Annotated in this window: 14 protein-coding genes; 10 read left to right on the top strand and 4 right to left on the bottom strand. The window is 35.5% G+C overall.

Going from position 1 to position 19,849, the window contains the following annotated elements:
• Positions 1-4: 4 nt before the first annotated feature.
• On the bottom strand, positions 5-1,273 hold the full coding sequence (locus tag Bccel_RS08700) for a pentapeptide repeat-containing protein (protein ID WP_036937948.1): 1,269 nt from the start codon (positions 1,271-1,273) through the stop codon (positions 5-7).
• A gap of 478 nt (positions 1,274-1,751) precedes the next feature.
• On the opposite strand from Bccel_RS08700, the gene Bccel_RS31375 reads away from it, so the two are divergent.
• The 4 genes from Bccel_RS31375 (at position 1,752) to Bccel_RS08685 (ending at position 6,115) form a co-directional block, all read left to right on the top strand.
• On the top strand, positions 1,752-1,925 hold the full coding sequence (locus Bccel_RS31375) for an Rpn family recombination-promoting nuclease/putative transposase (protein ID WP_081926791.1): 174 nt from the start codon (positions 1,752-1,754) through the stop codon (positions 1,923-1,925).
• 70 nt (positions 1,926-1,995) lie between these two features.
• The gene (locus tag Bccel_RS08695; RefSeq protein ID WP_036937944.1) at positions 1,996-2,196 is read left to right on the top strand and encodes a hypothetical protein; all 201 of its coding nucleotides are present in this window, start codon (positions 1,996-1,998) and stop codon (positions 2,194-2,196) included.
• Between the two features lie 204 nt (positions 2,197-2,400).
• Positions 2,401-3,717, top strand: coding sequence for a phenylacetate--CoA ligase family protein (locus tag Bccel_RS08690; protein ID WP_036937942.1), 1,317 nt, complete (start codon positions 2,401-2,403; stop codon positions 3,715-3,717).
• Positions 3,718-4,078: 361 nt separating this feature from the next.
• Positions 4,079-6,115 carry a leucine-rich repeat protein gene (locus Bccel_RS08685; RefSeq protein ID WP_036937940.1) on the top strand — a complete coding sequence of 679 codons (2,037 nt, stop codon included), beginning with the start codon at positions 4,079-4,081 and terminating at the stop codon, positions 6,113-6,115.
• A 239-nt stretch (positions 6,116-6,354) separates the two neighbouring features.
• Here the strand turns inward: Bccel_RS08685 and Bccel_RS08680 are convergent, their stop codons facing one another.
• Positions 6,355-7,668 (bottom strand): hypothetical protein, encoded by a 1,314-nt coding sequence (locus Bccel_RS08680; RefSeq protein ID WP_036937938.1) that lies wholly within the window; start codon positions 7,666-7,668, stop codon positions 6,355-6,357.
• A gap of 299 nt (positions 7,669-7,967) precedes the next feature.
• Between Bccel_RS08680 and Bccel_RS08675 the strand changes: the two genes are divergently transcribed.
• Together Bccel_RS08675 and Bccel_RS08670 are read left to right on the top strand one after the other, a co-directional pair.
• Positions 7,968-8,600: a response regulator transcription factor gene (locus Bccel_RS08675; protein WP_036937934.1), complete on the top strand. Its 633-nt coding sequence runs from the start codon at positions 7,968-7,970 to the stop codon at positions 8,598-8,600.
• Between the two features lie 29 nt (positions 8,601-8,629).
• Positions 8,630-10,393 (top strand): histidine kinase N-terminal 7TM domain-containing protein, encoded by a 1,764-nt coding sequence (locus tag Bccel_RS08670; protein ID WP_036937930.1) that lies wholly within the window; start codon positions 8,630-8,632, stop codon positions 10,391-10,393.
• Positions 10,394-10,414: 21 nt separating this feature from the next.
• Here the strand turns inward: Bccel_RS08670 and Bccel_RS08665 are convergent, their stop codons facing one another.
• On the bottom strand, positions 10,415-11,824 hold the full coding sequence (locus tag Bccel_RS08665; protein WP_050753289.1) for a glycoside hydrolase family 9 protein: 1,410 nt from the start codon (positions 11,822-11,824) through the stop codon (positions 10,415-10,417).
• A 206-nt stretch (positions 11,825-12,030) separates the two neighbouring features.
• Positions 12,031-14,622 carry a glycoside hydrolase family 44 protein gene (locus Bccel_RS30190; protein WP_050753288.1) on the bottom strand — a complete coding sequence of 864 codons (2,592 nt, stop codon included), beginning with the start codon at positions 14,620-14,622 and terminating at the stop codon, positions 12,031-12,033.
• 616 nt (positions 14,623-15,238) lie between these two features.
• On the opposite strand from Bccel_RS30190, the gene Bccel_RS08650 reads away from it, so the two are divergent.
• The 4 genes from Bccel_RS08650 (at position 15,239) to ybaK (ending at position 19,833) form a co-directional block, all read left to right on the top strand.
• Positions 15,239-16,381, top strand: coding sequence for a trypsin-like peptidase domain-containing protein (locus tag Bccel_RS08650; RefSeq protein ID WP_036937924.1), 1,143 nt, complete (start codon positions 15,239-15,241; stop codon positions 16,379-16,381).
• A gap of 23 nt (positions 16,382-16,404) precedes the next feature.
• The gene (locus Bccel_RS08645) at positions 16,405-18,318 is read left to right on the top strand and encodes a copper amine oxidase N-terminal domain-containing protein (RefSeq protein ID WP_036937921.1); all 1,914 of its coding nucleotides are present in this window, start codon (positions 16,405-16,407) and stop codon (positions 18,316-18,318) included.
• Between the two features lie 357 nt (positions 18,319-18,675).
• Complete coding sequence (locus Bccel_RS08640) at positions 18,676-19,317, top strand: response regulator transcription factor (RefSeq protein ID WP_050753287.1); 642 nt, start codon at positions 18,676-18,678, stop codon at positions 19,315-19,317.
• A gap of 51 nt (positions 19,318-19,368) precedes the next feature.
• Positions 19,369-19,833, top strand: coding sequence for a Cys-tRNA(Pro) deacylase (gene ybaK / locus Bccel_RS08635; protein ID WP_036938282.1), 465 nt, complete (start codon positions 19,369-19,371; stop codon positions 19,831-19,833).
• Positions 19,834-19,849 lie beyond the last annotated feature (16 nt).

Below are 19,849 nucleotides of genomic sequence, written 5' to 3'. Positions count from 1 at the left end.
GCATTCAATTAACAATAATTAGTTCTTTTTTTTGTTCCTCAGTTACGTTGAGTTTTGCTGCATCTTTAGCCAGTATTTTTAGTTCTATGATTTTGTTTTGACCAAATTTGGCATTATCTAAATTTGTTTGCGTTAAATCAACCTTTGCAAATTCTACTCCTCTCAAATCTGTATCTGATAAGTTTGCACCTTTAAGATTTGCTATTGAAAATCTTGAATTTCTAAGGTCCTGTCCACTCAAATCCGAGTTTTCCAAACATGTAAAGACAAATTTAACGTTTTCTAAATTGGCATTTTTGATGATACAATTTGATAATTTTGATTTTGAAAAGTTTACATTTTGAAGGTTGCAGCCATCAATTTTTGTATTACTCAAATCTGAGGCTCTTAAAGATGAACCTTGAAAATTTGAATTTTTTATTGCTGTCGAATTGAAATTTGATTCAGCTAGTACGGCATTTTTAAAATTGGTGTTATCTATTTTAGCAGCTATAAATTTTGTTCCAATGAGGCTTGCATCTTCAAAGTTAGCGTTTGACAAATCACATTTTGATAAATCTGCGTGATGCATGGTGAGTTTTTCATAATCGCCGCCTGAAAGGTCTAATTCACGGAGTATCTCATATGAATATGTGCCGTTTTTGCCTTCCAGCCACGCGACTATTTCTTTTGAGTCTTTTTTTCGGATATCCTCTTTGTAGATTATTTCATTAAAGCCCTTATATTCTCCGATTCTGATTTCAAATACTTCTTCCTTTTCAATTAGTTTAAATTCATCTATCCCGACAGCTTTTTCTATTGCAATTTTTGCAAACTTAACAAGACTTATATCACATCTAAGTACTCCTACTTTCCTTACAGCCGCAAGGTCGCCCTTTGTTATTTGTCCGATATATTTCTTGCTTATATCTGAAAGTTCTTTATAGGTTTCTTCCATAAAACTATAAAGCCACCTAACATCATACGGTATCTTACATTCTTCACTATCTTCAAAAAACCACTCTTTACCGTATGCCTGAACTTCATACTCCTGGCTTTCACCATTAATATTATCAATACCAAAAGAATATGTTATATATGCTATCTTGGGTGTTAGGCCTTTATCCTGCATTTCTTTAACCTTTAAGCATAAATTCCTGAAATTTCCCATAAATTCCAATAGTAGCTTTTCTTCGTTTTCTTTAATGAATGCAGCTATTTTTTTATCCATATCAAGAAAATACTTGTCACAATACTCTTTCTTAAAATGCTCCAATGCTTCTTCTCTAGTCATAAAATTTATCTCCTTACATCAAGCTGAATACTTATCATATAAATCATTTTTTGATTAAGGCATGATTGAAATATTAGTTCCCGTTTTGAGCGTATGTTCACGAGTTAAGTAAACACGAAAGCGAAATTATAAGGGAAGTTATATTTTCAACATGACTGATGATGATTATATCAAATATTTCCAGAGTTAACAATGAGGATGTAAAATATACATTTGTTTATTGTATTTTAGTTTATGTTTGATAAATTATATGCAAGGTTATTTGAGGATTCAACTTCAACATGTAAAAAATAAACAAAGAAATAGAGAACATACGTTTGAAATGAGCTGGTTTTATGATATAATTTATATAGAGTTACCAGTTATTATTTTGGAATCACCTAAGTTGATAGCAATTTGACCATATGCTATAATATAGATGTAATGGGCAACACAAAATGGCAAGTAAAAAAAGAGAAAAGAAAGTTGGGCAAATGATATAGATGAAAGTCAGGCAGTACTGATTAATAAAAGTTATGTACTTCAGGATTTTAAAGAAAAAGAGTCAGATATAGTATACAGGTTAAAAATAAAGGATAGAGACATTATATTTTATTGTTTGCTTGAATTACAATCTTCAGTAGATTATCAAATGCCGCTAAATAAAGCCTAGAATATCAGAAGAATTACAGCCTAAAATAGATGAAATATTGGAAAAGGCAAACACAATGGAGGTGGAAAATATGGTTTATAATTTAGCAAATACTATAGAAGAAATGAAGAAAAAGGCAAAAGTTGCAGGGATTGAGCAAGGAAAGATAGAAGGAAAGATAGAGGGAAAGATAGAGGTAGCTAAAAAGCTTATTGTGTTGGGATTGAGTATAGATAAAATTATTGAAGTTACAGATTTACCAAGAGAAGAAGTTGAAAAATTGTTTAATTAAGGAATGACTAAAATATTACTTCATAAAAGCTAACTTTGATGATTAACAAGTTAGCTTTTTATTATTTCTCCACCATTCAATAAGTGAAATGTTTGTTGCCCTAAGAAGCAAAAATAAATAATGCAATAATTATAATGGTATATTATAATATAGAATATATCGGTTTTTATAATTATATTTAGGGATTGTGGAAGGGTTTAACAAATGTTTCATAGTTTTAATTCATATTTAAAGCAATTTATCCGTAAGGGTGTTACATATAATAAAATTCTGAAGGAGCTAAATCAAACTGAATTTTATTCAATGGAACAGCTTGACAACTATAACAATATCAAATTAAAAAAAATTATAGAACATAGTTATAAATATGTTCCATACTATAGAGAATTGTTTGATAATCTAAAGCTTAAGCCTGATGATATTACAAAAATATCTGATTTGGAAAAGCTGCCGTTTTTGGAAAAGCGTATTGTAAGAGATAATCTTGATAAGTTCCTTTCTAAAAGATTAATTGATAGGGTATTCATGAAAAAAGCACGGACTGGGGGCAGTACCGGTACTCCATTATCCTTATTCCGTGACTATTATTCCATAAATTTTGAAAATGCTTCCTTATGGAGAAATTGGCTCCATGCAGGGGATTACAGCTTGAAAAGGGTAACTTTAAGAGGTGAAGATATTGTTCCTTTAGAATGCAAGACACCACCTTTTTGGAAGTATTCACCGGCTACCAGGGAGCTTAAAATGTCTTCCTACCACTTAAATGATGAGACCGCAAGTTTATATATTGACAAAATAATTGAATTTGACCCTAAGGTTATATATGCCTATCCTTCTATAGTTTATCAAATGGCATTATATTTTGATAAATTTAATAAACCCCTTAAATTAACAGCGGTATTTACCTCCTCTGAAAACCTGGGGAATAAACAAAAAAAATTAATTGAGCAGGTTTTTAACTGCAAGGTTTTTGACTGGTATGGACAGGCAGAGAGGGTTTCGGCTATAGCACACTGTGAAGAAGGAACATATCACATAGTAGAAGATTATTCAATTACAGAGTTGATTAAAACCGAGCAGGGGTTGGAAGTAGTGGGAACCAGTCTTAATAATTATTTGATGCCTCTTTTAAGATATAGAACAGGGGATATTGTTGAATTATCTTCAAAAAAATGTAGTTGTGGAAGGTCCTTTAGATCAATAGAGAGAATAAACGGAAGAAGCGGCAAACATGTTATTACACCGGAAGGCATAAAAATCCCTATTATCATACTTTCATTTATTACGGATTATGCAAATAACATTGATGAAGCACAATTCATACAAAATAAAAAGGGTGAAATGATTGTAAAAGTTGTAACAAATAATAAATTTACAGACTCTGATCTCAAAGATTTAATTTATTTAAGTAAAAAATACACATCAGATACAATGAAAATTGAAGTTGAGACTGTAAGCGAAATACCAAGAGGACCAAATGGTAAGTTTGTCGGTCTCATAAGCAATATTGATTCCGATTAATTTTTATTGGAGGGGTATTTATAACGAATTCTTTTTGATGGATAGGAAATTATGGTGTATGCTGCTCCATAATTTCTATTTTTTTGCAATAGAAGCTGTCATAAAAGGCATATTTTATTTTTTATATTTTAGTAATATACTTTATTGAGTTATTTGCATACAATACATTAATAATATTTGACTGTATTACATTTATTTGTTAGAATTCATTTAAATATATATTGTGAGTTAAGGCATGAGCGAAATATTGCTTCCGCTTATGAGCGGGTGTTGACCAGTTAAGTCAGCACATGATCGAAATTTATAGCGGAGTATTTTTTTGATCATGACTAAAATTTAATTAATAGGGGTGAATATCTTTATGAAAAAGAAAGCGGCAGTTATGCTGGCAGTACTCATGATATTCCAATTATCCTTTGCTGGTAATGTGTTTGTATTAGCAGCAACACCGGGGTATACAAAAGCAGCTTTACAGCCACGAGGTTATCTTGATTATCCAAAGGAAAAACAGACCATAAGTGAAAATTATAAAGTGTCTGGATGGTTCCTGGATAGCAGTGGAGTAAGTAAAGTGGAAGTACTGGTTGATTCAGTTGTTAAAGGGACAGCAGTTTATGGTGATTTAAGGAATGATGTATTGAAAGCGTATCCTGCATACAATAATAAAAACGCAGGTTTTCATTATTATCTGGATACAAAGACCTTGAAAAATGGAAGTCATAAGATAACCGTAAGGGGAAAAGGGGAAAGCGGTTCGGAATTGACTCTTAAGTCCAAGACAGTAATAGTGTCCAATGTAAAATCTACACCAACACCTATACCAACAAGTACACCTACAAACACACCTACAAACACACCTACAAACACACCGACGAACACACCTGCGTCTGATAAACATTATGAAGATATAGCTGAATTTGATTTTGATGCTCAAACCGGAATGATTTATGGCTATAACGGTTCTGATGAAAATGTTATAATACCAAGCGAAATAAATGAAGTAAAAGTTATTGGCATTGGCACCAGTGCATTTATAAGTTGTGATTTTGTTAGTGTAACAATTCCAGAAAGTGTAACAGTAATTAGAGATAGAGCATTTTCAGGCTGTACTAAACTAACCGATATATCCCTTCCCAAAGGGCTAACCACACTTGGAGAAGAGGCGTTTTTGGGCTGCAGATCTTTAAGAAGTATAACGATTCCTGAGGGAATTACATGTATTTTTGACGGTACGTTTAAAAATTGCACCGGGTTAACCAGTTTGACAATTCCCAAAGGGGTAACATATATAGGATTTTTTGCATTTGGTAGTTGTACCGGAGTAAAAAGTTTGGTATTTGAAGGGACACCCTGTTTATTTGACCATGCATTCTCTGAGTGCAGCGGACTAACAAGCATAGTATTTGCAGAAGGGCAAACTAAAATAGGCTATTGTGCATTCAGTAATTGCAGTAGTCTTACCGAAATAATAATACCAAAAGGATTAGCCAGCTTGGGCGATTGTGCATTCATGGGATGTAGTGAGTTAAGTAATGTTATATTCTTTGGAGATCAACCTTATGTTCGTAATGATATTTTTATGAAGACAAAAAGTGATTTCAAGATAACCATTTCACCAAATGCAGTGGGGTTTGGCAAACCTGAACCGTATAATAATGAAAAATCGTGGAAATGGGTAAGACCTTATGAATCTTATTTGGTAGTTGTATCTGATGATATAAATGGTTATAATCCAGTACCAACAGCAACAGCAACACCAATACCAACGCCAACAACAACAGCAACAACAACAGCAACACCAACTCCAACACTAAATCCAAGAGTGATGCCGGAAACTGCAGATGAAGCAGATTTTGATTTTGATACTGCCACAGGAACCATTATAAAATATAAGGGATTGGGTGGAAATGTTGTTATACCTGATACAATTAATGGAGTTAATGTTACCGGAATTGGAGATTTGGCATTCTCCAACTGTGAAGGCCTTGTTACAAGTGTGGTAATACCTGAAGGTGTAACAACCATTGGTCAAGGGGCGTTTTTCTGTTGCACAAAACTAAAAAGTATTACAATGCCTGATACTGTCACAAGTATTGGAAATTATGCATTTTACTGCTGTGATATGCTTGAATTTATAATAATGCCCAATAGTCTTAAGAGTATTGGTGATAGTGTATTTATGGGATGCAGTGAGTTAAATAATGCGGTGTTTTTGGGCAATGAACCCGTTTTTGGCAATAGTGTTTTTACAAATACAAAAAGTGATTTCAAATTATATGTTTCACCAAATGCAATAGGTTTTGGTAAACCTGAAGAATATAATAATGAAAAATCATGGACATGGGTAAGGTCTGATGAGTCATATTTGGTTGTTGTAAGTGGCGATATGGACGAATAATATAAAGTTTCAAAAGAAACCGCCGATTGACTAAATCTCAATCGGCTATTTTTTATCCTATCCGCAGCGTCATCAAAAAGTAGTAAGGTTTATAGAGCTTCCCAAGTTTAGAAAAATACAGCCGGATATGAGTAAACCTTTGGACAGGTGGCTTTTATTTTTGGATGATTCGCCCAAGGAGGTGTTGGATATGGCTATTAATGGCTTTTATTATTAAATTTGAATCTGGATAATTCAGCCTACCACTTCCTGCCTTTGTTAACATCATCCATAACTGTATGACTAAGATCATACCAAAATACTTGACCATGGTATTTGAGTTCATCCCTGTAAGGTGGTTCTTCCGTCAGGAGGTCGCTGTCAACAGGGTAGTTCTCGCCATATATGCCCCCATTACCGTGGGACCAGCCGTTTTCCAGTTTTGAGAATTCCAATGTTTTTGTATGGCTTCCATAATCCTTATATCCGATTATGTCAAATACCACTAAAAGCTTTGTGAACCTCTTTTCATAATTGAGCTCTGGAGCATTGGCACCATGTTTTACTATACGGGCATTGTAGGGAATGAAATACGAGAACTTCCAGGTGCTATAGTCAGGTTTTGTATTGTCCGGAGTAATAATGCTGCTACGGCTTAATTCTAGGAGCTTGGATTTAGTATAATATTCGCTTTTGATATCTGATATATTTATAAGCTTTCCGTCCTTATTCCATGCATACACATCAACAGGTGTAAGGGTGTTGGTCTTATCCAGCCCATAGAATAACGCCTTAACCCTAACTCTGCTGTCAGGCTTGTCAAGACCCACAGTATCAAGGCTTAAATCAATACTGTAGCCCATTTTTATACCCAGGCCTTCCTTATTCTTGTAAACGGGCATATCCTCTACACCTATTCCATCTGATGACAGCTTTGTAGGAGTGTTGTCGGCTTTCCTGAAATATTTTTTCCAGCCGAAATCATATATGGTGTTTATCTTAAGATTATATGCTTTGTTGATATAAATCGGCTCAGAACATGTATTTGTTTCATTTCCGGCCCTGTCTATAAGGTATACATGAAGATACCACAGTCCTTTTTTTAGGGATGAATAATCGTTTTTATGATCATGGATGTCAATGGTAAAGCTCTTTTTTTCATCCTTGCCTTCAGTTGTTTGGAATCCATGTACAAGAATCATAATATCAGATGAAGGAACATCTTTATTCTCTGTCCATAAATACCTGGCCTCCTGGATGCCTGACAGGTTGTCACCCATTGTGACTGTAAGGCTGTTATTGGGAGAGCAAGTGTATTCGTGGCAGATTACACCATGAGGATCTTTACGGATTCCCTTTATTGATTGGTTGTCCCAGTTGAATTCCACGCTGTATGGTTTTGTTTTGTCGATCTTGTAAATGCCTGATTTAGAATCGTACTTGTAGTCATTTGATGCGGAGATAGGATTTTGAGTGTCCTTTGGGGAAGCAGCAAATGTTCCTACCCAATTTCCACAAATAAGTATTAACACTATCATTATAGAAATAACTCTAACAATATCTTTTCTCAGCATAATGTTGTTCCTCCTGAAATTATAAGATTAAGTCACACAAAAAAAGGATTGCAATCTGAGAAGCCTTTGCGATAGGATAATACCAAAGATTATATACATTAATATAATTAATACAACTAATCTTTCTGTTTAATTATATCATTTATCGGAATTATTTAGAAATTAATATAGCAATTTTTTATCGGGCTTGAGAGAATACTCTATTATGAATTATGTGAAGAAACGTTCCCTTTTATATTGAACAATTTGAGTAAATCCTATATTATTGAATGAGAATCAATTATATGGGGATTTTAACAATGATAAGAATTGTAATAGCTGAAGATATGCACATGCTCAGGGACAGCTTGAAATTTATGATTGAAAGCAATCCTGAAATGCAGGTTATAGGGCTTGCACAAAATGGAAAAGAAATTCTGTCGATTTGTGAGAAGGAAAGTCCTGATTTAATAGTCATGGACCTCAAGATGCCTGAAATGGATGGCTTTGAAACAACGAAACTAATCAAATCAAAATACAGATCAATAAAAATAATGATTCTTTCAACGTTTGATGACGAAGAGAGCGTATCCAAAGCGATACGATACGGAGCTGACGGCTATATTACTAAAGATTCAGGGGTTCAGGAACTCCATCAAGCTATCAAAAGTGTGTATTTGGGTCTGAGGATTTTTCAGGACAAGGTGCTCGAAAATTTTGCCAGAAGGAATGCCGAACTTCCTAAAGATGATGCCGTACAAATAAATATTTCAGAAAAAGAGAAATTGGTAATCAAGCTGATTGCAGACGGAAAAAGCTATAAGGAGATCGGAGGAATACTCTATTTGTCGGAGGGAACTATCCGTAACATGTTGTATAACCTTCTGGGAAGATTCAATTTGAATGACAGAATCCAGCTTGTTGCTTTTGCGGCTAAGAATAGAATTATTTAGGTAAAAAAAGCGAAAGGGTCTAATGTTTTATGGCGTGGATGGATATTATTCTGTCGTTTCTTACAGCACAGATCTGTTTTGTGACTATTGTGTTCATGGCTCTTCGAAAACAAAAAAACGGTCTTGTGAAAACCTTTATTGCACTCCATACCTTATACTTTTGCTGGGCTTCCTGTACACTGATATTGTTGGTTTTCAATGTAGGCTCTAAAGCTTATCTATTTGTTATTTTAAAATATATTTCAGCTTTTTCACTCGGTCCCGTATGGTTTATATTCTATCTTTATTTTTCACGAAGTACATGGGTAAAACAAAGACTTCAACTTAAAAAAACCCTGGCAATATTTTTTCCTATGATGGTATTACTGACCATATATTTGACAAAAGGTCCTGATTACTCATTATACTTTTTTGATGAAGAGGGAAAGATCATCTATTCCAATGGGTTATGGCTTCTAATAATTATTCAATCAGTCTACCATTTTGCAGGATTAATCATAGTAATGCGAAATGCTTTTACAAAGCAGGCTAAACAGCTTTCCATACTGATAACAACAGGTTACACATTATCCCAGTGTATAACGGTTTTATATTACTGTTCTCGTGTCTACTTTTCTTTTAACTATATGGATATAGTTCCGGGGGCTACCCTGATTATACTTGTTACTTTCTTTATTGCCATTTACCGCTACCAGTTTATGAATATACTTCCAATGGCACTGTCCGAAATAGTAAACAGACTGCAGGAAGGAATTATGGTTGTTGACGGGAAAGGGAAAATCGCCAGTGTCAATAACATCTTAGAAGTAATTCTTGGTAAAAACAAAGAACAGCTGCTGGAAAGTAATGCATCCGATATATCGGATTTTATACTCAGGAATTGGAAATATAATGATGAGAGCAGGGAGGCTGTTTTAGCTATTGGCAAAGGCACATGGGAGGAAGTAAAGGGAATAATCGAATATAACGATGAAATTCAATACGAAATTCACTGTCAGCCACTTAAACACACAAAACTGTTAATTGGATGGGTAGTTTCGTTTTATAATATCCATGAGCACAAAAACCTTACTGATGAATTGAGTAAAAAGAATATGAAATTATCCGAAGCGTATACAAAGCTGGTAGAGCATGCAAATGTTGTAGAAGAGCTGTCGGCATCCCGTGAAAGAAACAGGATGGCAGGCGAAATCCATGATTCGGTGGGACACTGCCTTTCGATACTCGTTGCCATGCTTGAGGTAATTAAAATGACATACCCGAAGACAACTGCATGTATGCCGGTTAGTGAAGCAACACCTGCAGACAGTACCAATATTGTGAAAGAGAAGATCAACAGTGCATACAACATAGCTAAAAACGGACTTTCAGAATTAAGACATATGGTTTCCAGCTTTTCTACAGTTAAACGGCAGAGAAACAATCTTTTGGAATCCATACAATCCATGATTGAAGGTTTTGAAGCAACTGGAATCAAAGTGGATTTGACCATTCAGGGCGATCCGCCTTCGGAAATCAACGATATGCTGTGGTCTGCTTTATATAATACCTGCCGAGAAGCCTTGACTAACGCGTTAAAGCATGGGGAAGCTCAAAATGTTATTATCATTCTCAGGTTTGATGAGGAGCTTATTGAACTATATATCATAGATGACGGCAACGGATGTAATACCATTGTTAAAAACATGGGATTACAAGGCATGGAAAACCGGATCAACATATTGAACGGAAGGATTTCTTTCGGTTCAGGGGGAGAAAAAGGCTTCAGTATACATGTAGAGATTCCAAGATAGCGATTATCCGGGTACATATTATTAACCGGCATCCTGAATAATAGACGCAAGAGCACCAACCAGACCTGCATTGAAATCAATAATTGCTTCAGTGTATTCATAATTTTTCACATTGTCAATAAACTGATCTTTATCGGAAGGCCCGCTTACCATAGCTCCTAAAAGAACATATTTGGACCTTTTTTGTTTATCCCATTCAGTTGAATCGTATCCGTTCGCGGCTCTGTGGGAAACGTTTTGGGGATATTTTTTGCCAAACCCTATGATATATGAGGTTTTTGAAGGGTTTGCACCAAGAATATAATCGATTTGTGATTTTGCAAATACCTTTAAAGACTTGTCATTGGTGGTTTTATACCATTTCATAGCTATCAAAGATGCATTCGCAGCATATCTTAGAACCCCACTCTTATCCAAGTACTTTAAGCCGCCTCTTGTCTGTTTTAAGTCGTTTTTCCAGTAATTCAGGTTATAATCAAGAGCATCCCTGTATTCTGGATTTTTGGTGATGGTGTAGAGTTCTGCAAGACAGGCCAGGGTAACATCATCCCAGCAAAGAGTCCATTTGTTTTTCAAAGGGTTGTTATTATACTTGCTCTTTTTAACTACGAATTCTTCCGCATCGTTTAGGTATTGCTTGTCATGTTCTATCTTATAGAGCCAAAGGGCAGCCCATGACAAATCATCATAAAAGCTTCCCGAATGGTAGGAAGATTGTATTTGTCCATATCCGCGGTTTTCCTTTCCCATCCGGTATAATTCTTTTGCAGCCGTCAGGCATTTAACGGCATAACCGGTGTCCGTATCCCTGTAATTCAAATACATAAGTGATAGTGCGGCAGAGGTCTCACCGCACACATCAGATGCAGGATGATTAAGGTCTGCTACCAATTGAGTGGGCCGGTCAAGGCTTTGGTTTTCCGGAGGTCCCCAGTAATTGTGGTCTTCAATTTCATCACCTATTCCATAATAGAAAGTTGACTCGTTTGTATGGCACTTGAGAAAATAGTCAGTAAAATATTTAAGGGTAGATATAAGCTTTTTTGTATTCCCGGTACTGTCAAATATATCTCTGTATGTGTACAGGTTCCAACCCAGTATGGAAGCAGTATATCCCTGGTTTATGCCCACTTTTACATGATCCCCCCCATCATGAAAACCCCCGGTAAGATCCAGATTCAAATCTTTGCCGTCACCAACATGACAGGGGCCTCTCCAGTCAAAAACGTTATCGACTGCAACATCTCTGCCGCATTTATTGGCATCATAAAAGAAAATTGAATATTTTAAAGCCTCCTGATAGTCAGCCTTTTTTATTGAAGATGGGGTGTCCTTTGGAGAAAACATGGTGAACACAGCAACTGCAATGACGATGGTGTTAATCAGTATTATAACCATAATTATTAATTCATTCTTTTTGGGAATACGCATTAGTAATACCTCTTAAGTTAACGGGTTTATTTATAATTCATACTTGATGGAATTATATCATATCGTAGACTGCAAAGAAAGCCGGTTCTTGTGCAAATAGGATCACCGTCAACATTAAGAAATATATATCTTTATCAATCCTTCAAAGTATGCCTGGAATTGAATCAGATGCAAGATAGTTTCCTGCATCTGATTACAGAAATAATTTAATTTAATGAGACCAAATCAATATCAGCCTTTAACACAAGTACAGCATCATTTACTGTAACACCTTCGGTTCCATCCACATTTGCTGATATTAGCTGCTGCTGGTCAAAGATAATCTTGCCTGTAATTGACCGAAGTATTAGCAAGGCATCTATAAAGTTTACTTTTCGGTCTTTATTTACATCTCCAATAAGAATAACAGTATTAAATTTACTGTTCCCTGTTGCTGCAATGCCGGTAACTTCTGAATTGGCAGGTGTAACTTCCACTTTTATGTCCTTTCCAACATATCTTTTAGTTATAACGAAGGTTTTATTTACAGCACCTGGAATTTCTGTAAAGTTCCCTGTGCCATGATCAGCAGCAAGCCACCTGAATTTAGTTCCTGATTCCGGTCTGTTTTTGCCATCTGAATAGGTATAGCTGGCAGTCAATTTTTGACCATTTACACATTCTCCTGTGAAGGTTACATTGTCGGCAACAGGTAGAACCGGTGGCACAACTGTAATTTTTCCGTCATTGCAGCTGATTGAAATATTTTGAGCATTTACATCACAGGCATCAATAGAAGCAATTTTGATTGGAAGATCTATGGGCATTAGTTTTGCTGGTATTCTTGAATTAACTGTAAATGTGACAGTAGCTATGTCCAGCAAATCCTTAGTAATACCCTCTGAATTTAGCCCATTGAAATATATCTCACCTGATAAATTCTTATTTAAAGCATTCAAGGACAGATCAGAATCTAAAACTATGCTTTTAATTGATAATTTACTTGAATCGTATTTCAAGTTTGCCTTAATTCCTGCTACGTTCTTCATATCTTTCATTGTCAATTTTAAAGTAACATCTTCACCCGGATTAGCTGTGACAGAACTTACATATAGGCAAGGTTTTGGTGTGGGTGTTGGTATATCGTTTCCCTGAGTATCCTCCAGTACAATATGCAAGACTGTAAGCGGAGGAACAGAATATGTAAACTTGTTGTCTTTTATGTTTGAAACGGACTGCATCTCTTTTATTTCGGCACTGCTTGAGTCAAAGCCCCATATTCTTCCTGAAGAGTAGTTGCTTGAACTGTTTATGTTGAAGTTAAAGTTCACAGAATCGGTATAATTTTTGTTTAGAACCATAATATGCAGTTTCTTATCATCACTGCCTGTAATGGATGCATAAGCAGAACTGTTCACGGTATCAGAATCGTCACATTTGACTTTCATATCCCCGTATTGTGAACCGTTACCGTCATAATTTGTATAAAGGTTAAAAGCTGATTGTACATAGCTGTAATCGTCATCTGAACGATCTGGCAAATAATAATTTAATGCCCAGAAAGTACTAAGATGAACACCGTATTTGCCAAATATCCCCAAAACATCAGCCTCGGCAATTCCTCCAGTAATATGATTATCCCCTCCGTAGCTGTACTCTGTAAATGCAAGCTTGGTTCCGGGGTTATATTTACCTATGGCTTCCTTGACTCTAGGTATTAATGAAATGCCATCCGGACACTCATCCCCGATCCAACTCTCTTCTCTGTATGTAGGATCCCATAACCCTCTTGGTGCCTGCAGGCGGGCTTTGTTACAATCTATATTGTCGGGATCGAAAGGATCATAGCAAACTCTGGATCCACCACCTGTTGCTTCCGGATACCAGTGCAGGTCAAGCACATCCACCAGCCTTTGACCATTAGTATCGGAGGCTTTTTTCATACTATCCAGATAATAATCGAGGAACCATGGATAATCTCCTTCTATGCTGTCCCAATCAGGTGCCAGTTGAAAACTCCTAAACTCGTCAAATCCGTACATAACACCACCAAATACTTCAGCACCGGGATCAACTGCCTTAATCGCCTTTGCAAGCTCTATATTCTTGTTTACAAGCTCGCTACAAGTAGGCTTTTCAGGATGAATCAAAGGGTGGGTCATTTGCCACAGAGCAGGTTCATTGTCTAATGAATAACCTTTGATCCCTGTTGCAGAAGTAGCTTTGCCGTATTTATTTACCAGGAAATTTACAAACTCATCCATATATACATAATTGTCATTGGTGTCAGGGATAAGCGAAAAGGGAGCTCCCTTGGTAAACTTGACTTCTTTCCATCTGGCTGACGGAGCTGTTTCAATTTTGCGTACAACACCGTTACCATCCGCAGAAACATATCCAGCCCCTTGCAGTGTTATGATTGAGTATGGTACTCCGGAGCCAAGGGATTGGTCATGGAAAGTTGTTGCAACAGCACCTGGTTCGGTCCATCTGCTTTTAGGAACTTTAACTTCCTCCTGCAAAAAAGTATCGCTTGTACTCCTATCGTCGATTCCTGCATTTGAGTAACCATTTTCCCAGTTAAATCCTGTCAGTCTGTTTCCGCCCAGCCTCCTGGATGTGAATTTTGTGTTTGGAAGATCCTGATTTGTTCCGTAAATATAAGGACTTATTGAGTCTCTTTCCTGCATTGTATCAACATTAATCGTAATATCTCCCGCAGTAGCCGCGAACATATTTGTATCATTAAGGAATGCTGTGCTTATAGATGAAGATATGAGCATAAAAAATGCAACTACAAGGTATTTCGCTTTTTTCATAATTTCACCAACCTAACATAAATTATTTTTGTAGACCTATGGTAAGGCCCGTGTTCATTAACCTGTTTCAAGAGTTCACAGTCAATTGCATCTACTTTTCCGTCATAATTGAGATCCCCCCCTAATACATAATTAGATGTAACCTTTTTTACATAGTTCCCATAAACTACCTTGATTATATTCGTTTTTACTGCTAATCCACAATGACAGCTTGTCACAAAAAGTTATAGCACCCAATCACTTTTTTGCCGGGATAAAACTGATAATCTGCCATATGTATATGATTAGCTGAAAAAGCCTGTAGAAATACAAACCTTTGAACTAAAGCCGGAAACTGTAAACATAGCTATATCAATGCTTCTTGAAAATAATTCTATGTTGTAGTATAATCTAGCAATGTATAGGAATATCGAGTAAAATTGTCTGTATATTGAAATAATACTTCTTATGAAAATTTCACTGTACTCAATTCTATATTAAAAGTGATAATCTATTACCTTTGGCGGGGCAAATAATACTTTTAATATAATAAAAAACAATATTAATCTATATCCTGTAAAATATATAAATGATATTATAGTTACATCATTTATTGCAGTATGTTAAGGAGGAGAAGATGAGAATAAAAGTATGTATACTTATTGTTTTAGCAATGCTGTTATCACTTACATCTTTTTCATCATTTGGTTCTACAAGCAGGTTGAAGCTTGTGGTAAATGGAACAGAATTAAGTACAGATGCCAAATTGATTGACGGCAGGGTGTATGCACCTGTTAGGGCTATATCGGAGTCATTAGGGGCAGAAGCGGCATGGGATGGTCCGAAAAGCACAGTTATGGTCACCTCTTTGAAAAACGATGATATAGTACCTGAAGTGCTAAAGGCTGTGAGTCCTTCAGTGGTTGGTATTGTCGGAAGCATTAGGGATTCTGATTACAGTTCAAAGTTTAAAGACTCAATTGCTCATGGGACTGGTGTTGTAATTAAGTCAAACGGAGAGATAGTAACTAATGCCCATGTTGTAAGGGATATGGAGAAAATCGTAGCGGTACTTGCTGACGGCAGTGGGTATGAAGCTGAATTAAAGTGCATAGATGAGGCTTCAGACCTTGCTTTGATAAAAATTAATAAAGCCGGCTTAAAGGCTGCCAAATTTGGAAAGCAAGAGGACATAATAACCGGAAAGACTGTTTTGGCAATAGGGACACCAGTGTCTTTGTCCTTGAGAAACTCCGCCTCTATAGGTATAATCAGCGGGATCAACAGGGGAATCGACAGCGATTATAGATTGATTCAGACAGATGCTGCCATTAACCCTGGGAATAGTGGTGGACCATTGGTCAACCTAAAGGGTGAAGTTTTGGGTATAAACTCAAACAAGTTTGCTGGAGCAGGCATTGAAGGATTGGGGTTCTCCATACCTGTTGGCACTATCGACTATGTGCTTGGTCATTTCTATAAGTATGGGAAAGTTAAAAGGCCTGATTTAGGAGTAGTTTTTGAGGAAGACTGGGCAGCAAAAGTTGGGCTGCCGTCAAATAACGGACTCATTATTTCAAGTGTAGATGATGATACAAATGCCGAAAAGTCAGGCTTGAAGGATGAGGACATATTACTTAGCATTAACAGCGTTAGAGTAAATTCTAATGTTGAATATAATGAAGAAATGAAGAAATATTTACCTGGTAATACAGTGATTCTTAAGGTTAAGAGGAATGATATTGTGTTAAATATCAGTGTTGTTCTGGGTGAAAAATAATAGATAAAAGGAGATGTGATTTTGTGAAGATTAAAAATTTTATTGTTTTGGTTGTAATGTTTGTATTCATAGGGGTTTTTGCTGCTAATTCTTTGGCAGACTCAAGTATGGTAGAGATTTCGTTTAAAGTTGGTGATTCGGTTTTAAATATTAATGGCAATGATGTAAAAGTTCAAACTCCGTATGTAGAGAATGGGGCAACACTTGTACCTGTGGCAGTAATATCACAGGCGTTTGGTGCTGATGTGAAATGGAATGCTTCCGAGCGTAGTGTAAATATAAGCTATGGAGATACAAAAATAAAGCTTGTTATAAATAATAAGACAGCTTATGTAAATGGTACACCTTCTGTTTTATTAAAAGCACCGGCCATCAAAAACAATGTCACTATGGTGCCTTTGACTTTCATATCTGAAAACTTCGGTGCCGATGTTACATATGACAAAAAGACTAAACAAATTAATGTTTCCAAGGTCATTGCAGGGGATAAGAGTATAAAGGATTTTTCCCTTATATTGAAAAAGACTACCAAGTCAAAAATAGGGGACAGCTATTACAAATGGTCAATGAATTTACCTAAAGAATTAAGGATATCCGACAGAAGTTTTGACGGAACATTTACAACCTTTAATTCATTGGATGATTCATATGCAATAACTGTCGGTATATTCGACAAGGAAGACGATACATTGGATACATTAATGGCTAGCGTAAGGGAAGACCTGGGCGAAGATTATACTTTGGTATCCCAGGGCAAAAAGGTTAAGAACGGTCAAGAATACTCAAAAACAGTTTATAAGGGAGATGGAGTAATTGATGTCCGTTATTATATTAAAGGTGATAGGGTATTTAAGATCACTCTTTATATGGAGGAATATGACAAGTATATTGGAAGTTCGGTTTATACAGATATAGTCGATTCATTTGCTACAGATTATGTACAAAATAGTTCTATTGAGGACTTATCCGATATTTCAAAAGAAGGTTTCAGAAAGTATGAAGATAAGAAATTAAAGTTCTCAATGAATGTTTATCCTGAGTGGTTTAAAGCTGACAATGAAAACACACCCAATGTGGTTGAATTTTATAGCAAGCCAGGCAGCATTGAGGATTACTATGATTCTTTGCATATAGATATGTATTCAGCCGAAAGCGGTTTTACAGCGGATGATTGGGCAAAGAAACTTATTAAAGATATGGAAGATGATATTAATCCCGACTTTTACAAGGTTTTAAAGCAGGAAGACGGTGAAATAAATGGAGTAAAGTGCGAAAAGGTCTATTATACACAGAAGGTAGCCGGTATGGACATATACTCCTGCGATGTTTTTATTGTAGGAAAGAAATACAAGTATAATGTATACTATCATATCAAGTCAGAAACATACAATGATAAAAAGAAGCTTTCAGAAATTGAAAATGCATTAAATTCATTTAAGTTTACAGAGCCTGATACAGCTAAGATAGGTGAATTAATGGATCCTAATTATGCTGAGGATAAGGATTCCACTGTTATGAGACAAAGCACCAAAAATAAATGGGCGGTAAATTTGCCTGTTTCCTGGATTGCAGATTCAGAAAGTAATAATGATGAAGAGATACTATACGGCTCAGGTATGAAAGCATTCGGTATGGCTGTAAGGGATGGAGTATCGATGGAAGCCTATATTTCAGACTCCGATGAGGAGATTGCCAAAAGGCTTAAGCTTGGATCTTTAAAGGACTCTAAAAAAGAGGTTTTAAAGGAAAAGGGAACTGATGTATATAAATACGTCTCTACTCAAGTGTATGGAAAAGAGAATATTCATGTAGAAAACTATGTTGTTAGTAAAAATGATCATTTGTATATTATTACGTTATCAATTCCTGAAGCAAATCTTAGCGAAAAGAACAAGAAACTGTTCTCAGATATTTGGCAGTCTATGAAGTTTGAGTAAGGTAATGATTAAAGTCAAATAAAAATATTAATAAAAAAACGTGATTTTCGATTTGAAAATCACGTTTTTTTATGGATTATCCTACTGACCAATAGACCAATAAACATTAGTCCCATCATAAACTTTATACTCTAAAATGCATTATCTTAAACACTAAGACCATTTATCTTGTTTACATAAATGTAGAATATGCACCCACTGGTAAATAATTTAATAAGTAATCCCGGTAACTCCATAAAAATCTGGTGTAACAACTTAAGTTTTTAGAAATTGGATTACACTATTATAATTGATAATTTTAACAAAAGATGGTATAATTTGTTTATAACCAGCGATAAATACCTACAGGAGAACCTTATGGATAAAATAAAAGTTATGCTTGTAGAGGATGATCCTGACTGGATAAAAGTAATGGCAAATTATTTGAATAATGAAGAGGATATTTGCGTTACTGCAACTGCAACCAACAAGAATGAGGCTGTAATTTTAGCTTCAAACTTAAAGGTGGACATAATACTTATGGATATAAACCTGGACGGTAATAAGTATGACGGAATTTATGCTGCCGCAGAAATAAATATGGTCAATGAAGCTAAAATCATTATGTTAACTTCATTGCATGAGAAAGACATTATCATTGATTCTTTTACTGCAGGAGCAATTAATTATATTTCTAAGAGGGATTTTACACAAATACCTAATACCATTAGATCATCTTTGAGGCAATTTAACCCTATGGAAGTACTTCTTAATGAGTATGGAAGGCTAAAAGAAGAAGAGCAATTAAATTCGCTTTCCATATCTGAAAAGGAAGTATTCAAACTTTTAGCAAAGGGCTACACCAATTCCCAGATAGAAAAAGAATTGTATAAATCTAGAAGTACTTTGAAGAATCAAATCAATAAAATATATAAAAAAATCGGTGTCTTTTATGTGGTTGATTTTACTGAGCTAAATGAATATAATTATTGGTGTAATAATGAAGCATATGCAAGTTAAAAAGATATTACAGGAAGTGTGAATAAATTGGAAAAAATAAAAACAAATGCAATGAGAATTCTTGATAAAGCAAAAGTAAAATACAATACATACGCTTATGACCATAGTGACGGTTTGATTGATGGGGTTTCTGTGGCAAGCAAAATGGGACAGCCGGTAGAAAGGGTATATAAGACTCTTGTAACTCAGGGGACAAGCAGAGATTATTTTGTTTTTGTTATTCCGGTTGCGGAAGAGCTGGATTTGAAAGCAGCTGCACGGGCAGTTGGACAAAAAGCTGTTGAGATGATTAAGGTAGCGGATATTAATAAGGTTACCGGATATATTCGTGGAGGGTGCTCACCCATAGGAATGAAAAAAGAATATAAAACTGTTATTGATAGCTCATGTGAGACTTTAGATACTATCATTGTGAGTGCAGGGAAGATAGGTCACCAGATTGAGCTAGCTCCTTCCGACCTTATTAAGTTAGCAAATTGCACGACTGAAAGAATAGCTATACAAAGAAATGAATAAAAATAAGCGGCTTTTA

The sequence above is a fragment of the Pseudobacteroides cellulosolvens ATCC 35603 = DSM 2933 genome, assembly GCF_001262605.1.
GTDB lineage: Bacteria > Bacillota > Clostridia > Acetivibrionales > DSM-2933 > Pseudobacteroides > Pseudobacteroides cellulosolvens.
Note: the sequence above shows the minus strand (reverse complement) of the source record. Positions and strands in the feature narration are given on the sequence as shown.

What these genes read in the sequence shown, in the direction of transcription:
- Bccel_RS08700 (WP_036937948.1), bottom strand. Translation starts at nt 1,273, where the DNA reads ATGACTAGAGAAGAAGCATTGGAGCATTTTAAGAAAGAGTATTGTGAC.
- Bccel_RS08695 (WP_036937944.1), top strand. Translation starts at nt 1,996, where the DNA reads ATGGTTTATAATTTAGCAAATACTATAGAAGAAATGAAGAAAAAGGCA.
- Bccel_RS08690 (WP_036937942.1), top strand. Translation starts at nt 2,401, where the DNA reads ATGTTTCATAGTTTTAATTCATATTTAAAGCAATTTATCCGTAAGGGT.
- Bccel_RS08685 (WP_036937940.1), top strand. Translation starts at nt 4,079, where the DNA reads ATGAAAAAGAAAGCGGCAGTTATGCTGGCAGTACTCATGATATTCCAA.
- Bccel_RS08680 (WP_036937938.1), bottom strand. Translation starts at nt 7,668, where the DNA reads ATGCTGAGAAAAGATATTGTTAGAGTTATTTCTATAATGATAGTGTTA.
- Bccel_RS08675 (WP_036937934.1), top strand. Translation starts at nt 7,968, where the DNA reads ATGATAAGAATTGTAATAGCTGAAGATATGCACATGCTCAGGGACAGC.
- Bccel_RS08670 (WP_036937930.1), top strand. Translation starts at nt 8,630, where the DNA reads ATGGCGTGGATGGATATTATTCTGTCGTTTCTTACAGCACAGATCTGT.
- Bccel_RS08665 (WP_050753289.1), bottom strand. Translation starts at nt 11,824, where the DNA reads ATGCGTATTCCCAAAAAGAATGAATTAATAATTATGGTTATAATACTG.
- Bccel_RS30190 (WP_050753288.1), bottom strand. Translation starts at nt 14,622, where the DNA reads ATGAAAAAAGCGAAATACCTTGTAGTTGCATTTTTTATGCTCATATCT.
- Bccel_RS08650 (WP_036937924.1), top strand. Translation starts at nt 15,239, where the DNA reads ATGAGAATAAAAGTATGTATACTTATTGTTTTAGCAATGCTGTTATCA.
- Bccel_RS08640 (WP_050753287.1), top strand. Translation starts at nt 18,676, where the DNA reads ATGGATAAAATAAAAGTTATGCTTGTAGAGGATGATCCTGACTGGATA.
- ybaK (WP_036938282.1), top strand. Translation starts at nt 19,369, where the DNA reads ATGAGAATTCTTGATAAAGCAAAAGTAAAATACAATACATACGCTTAT.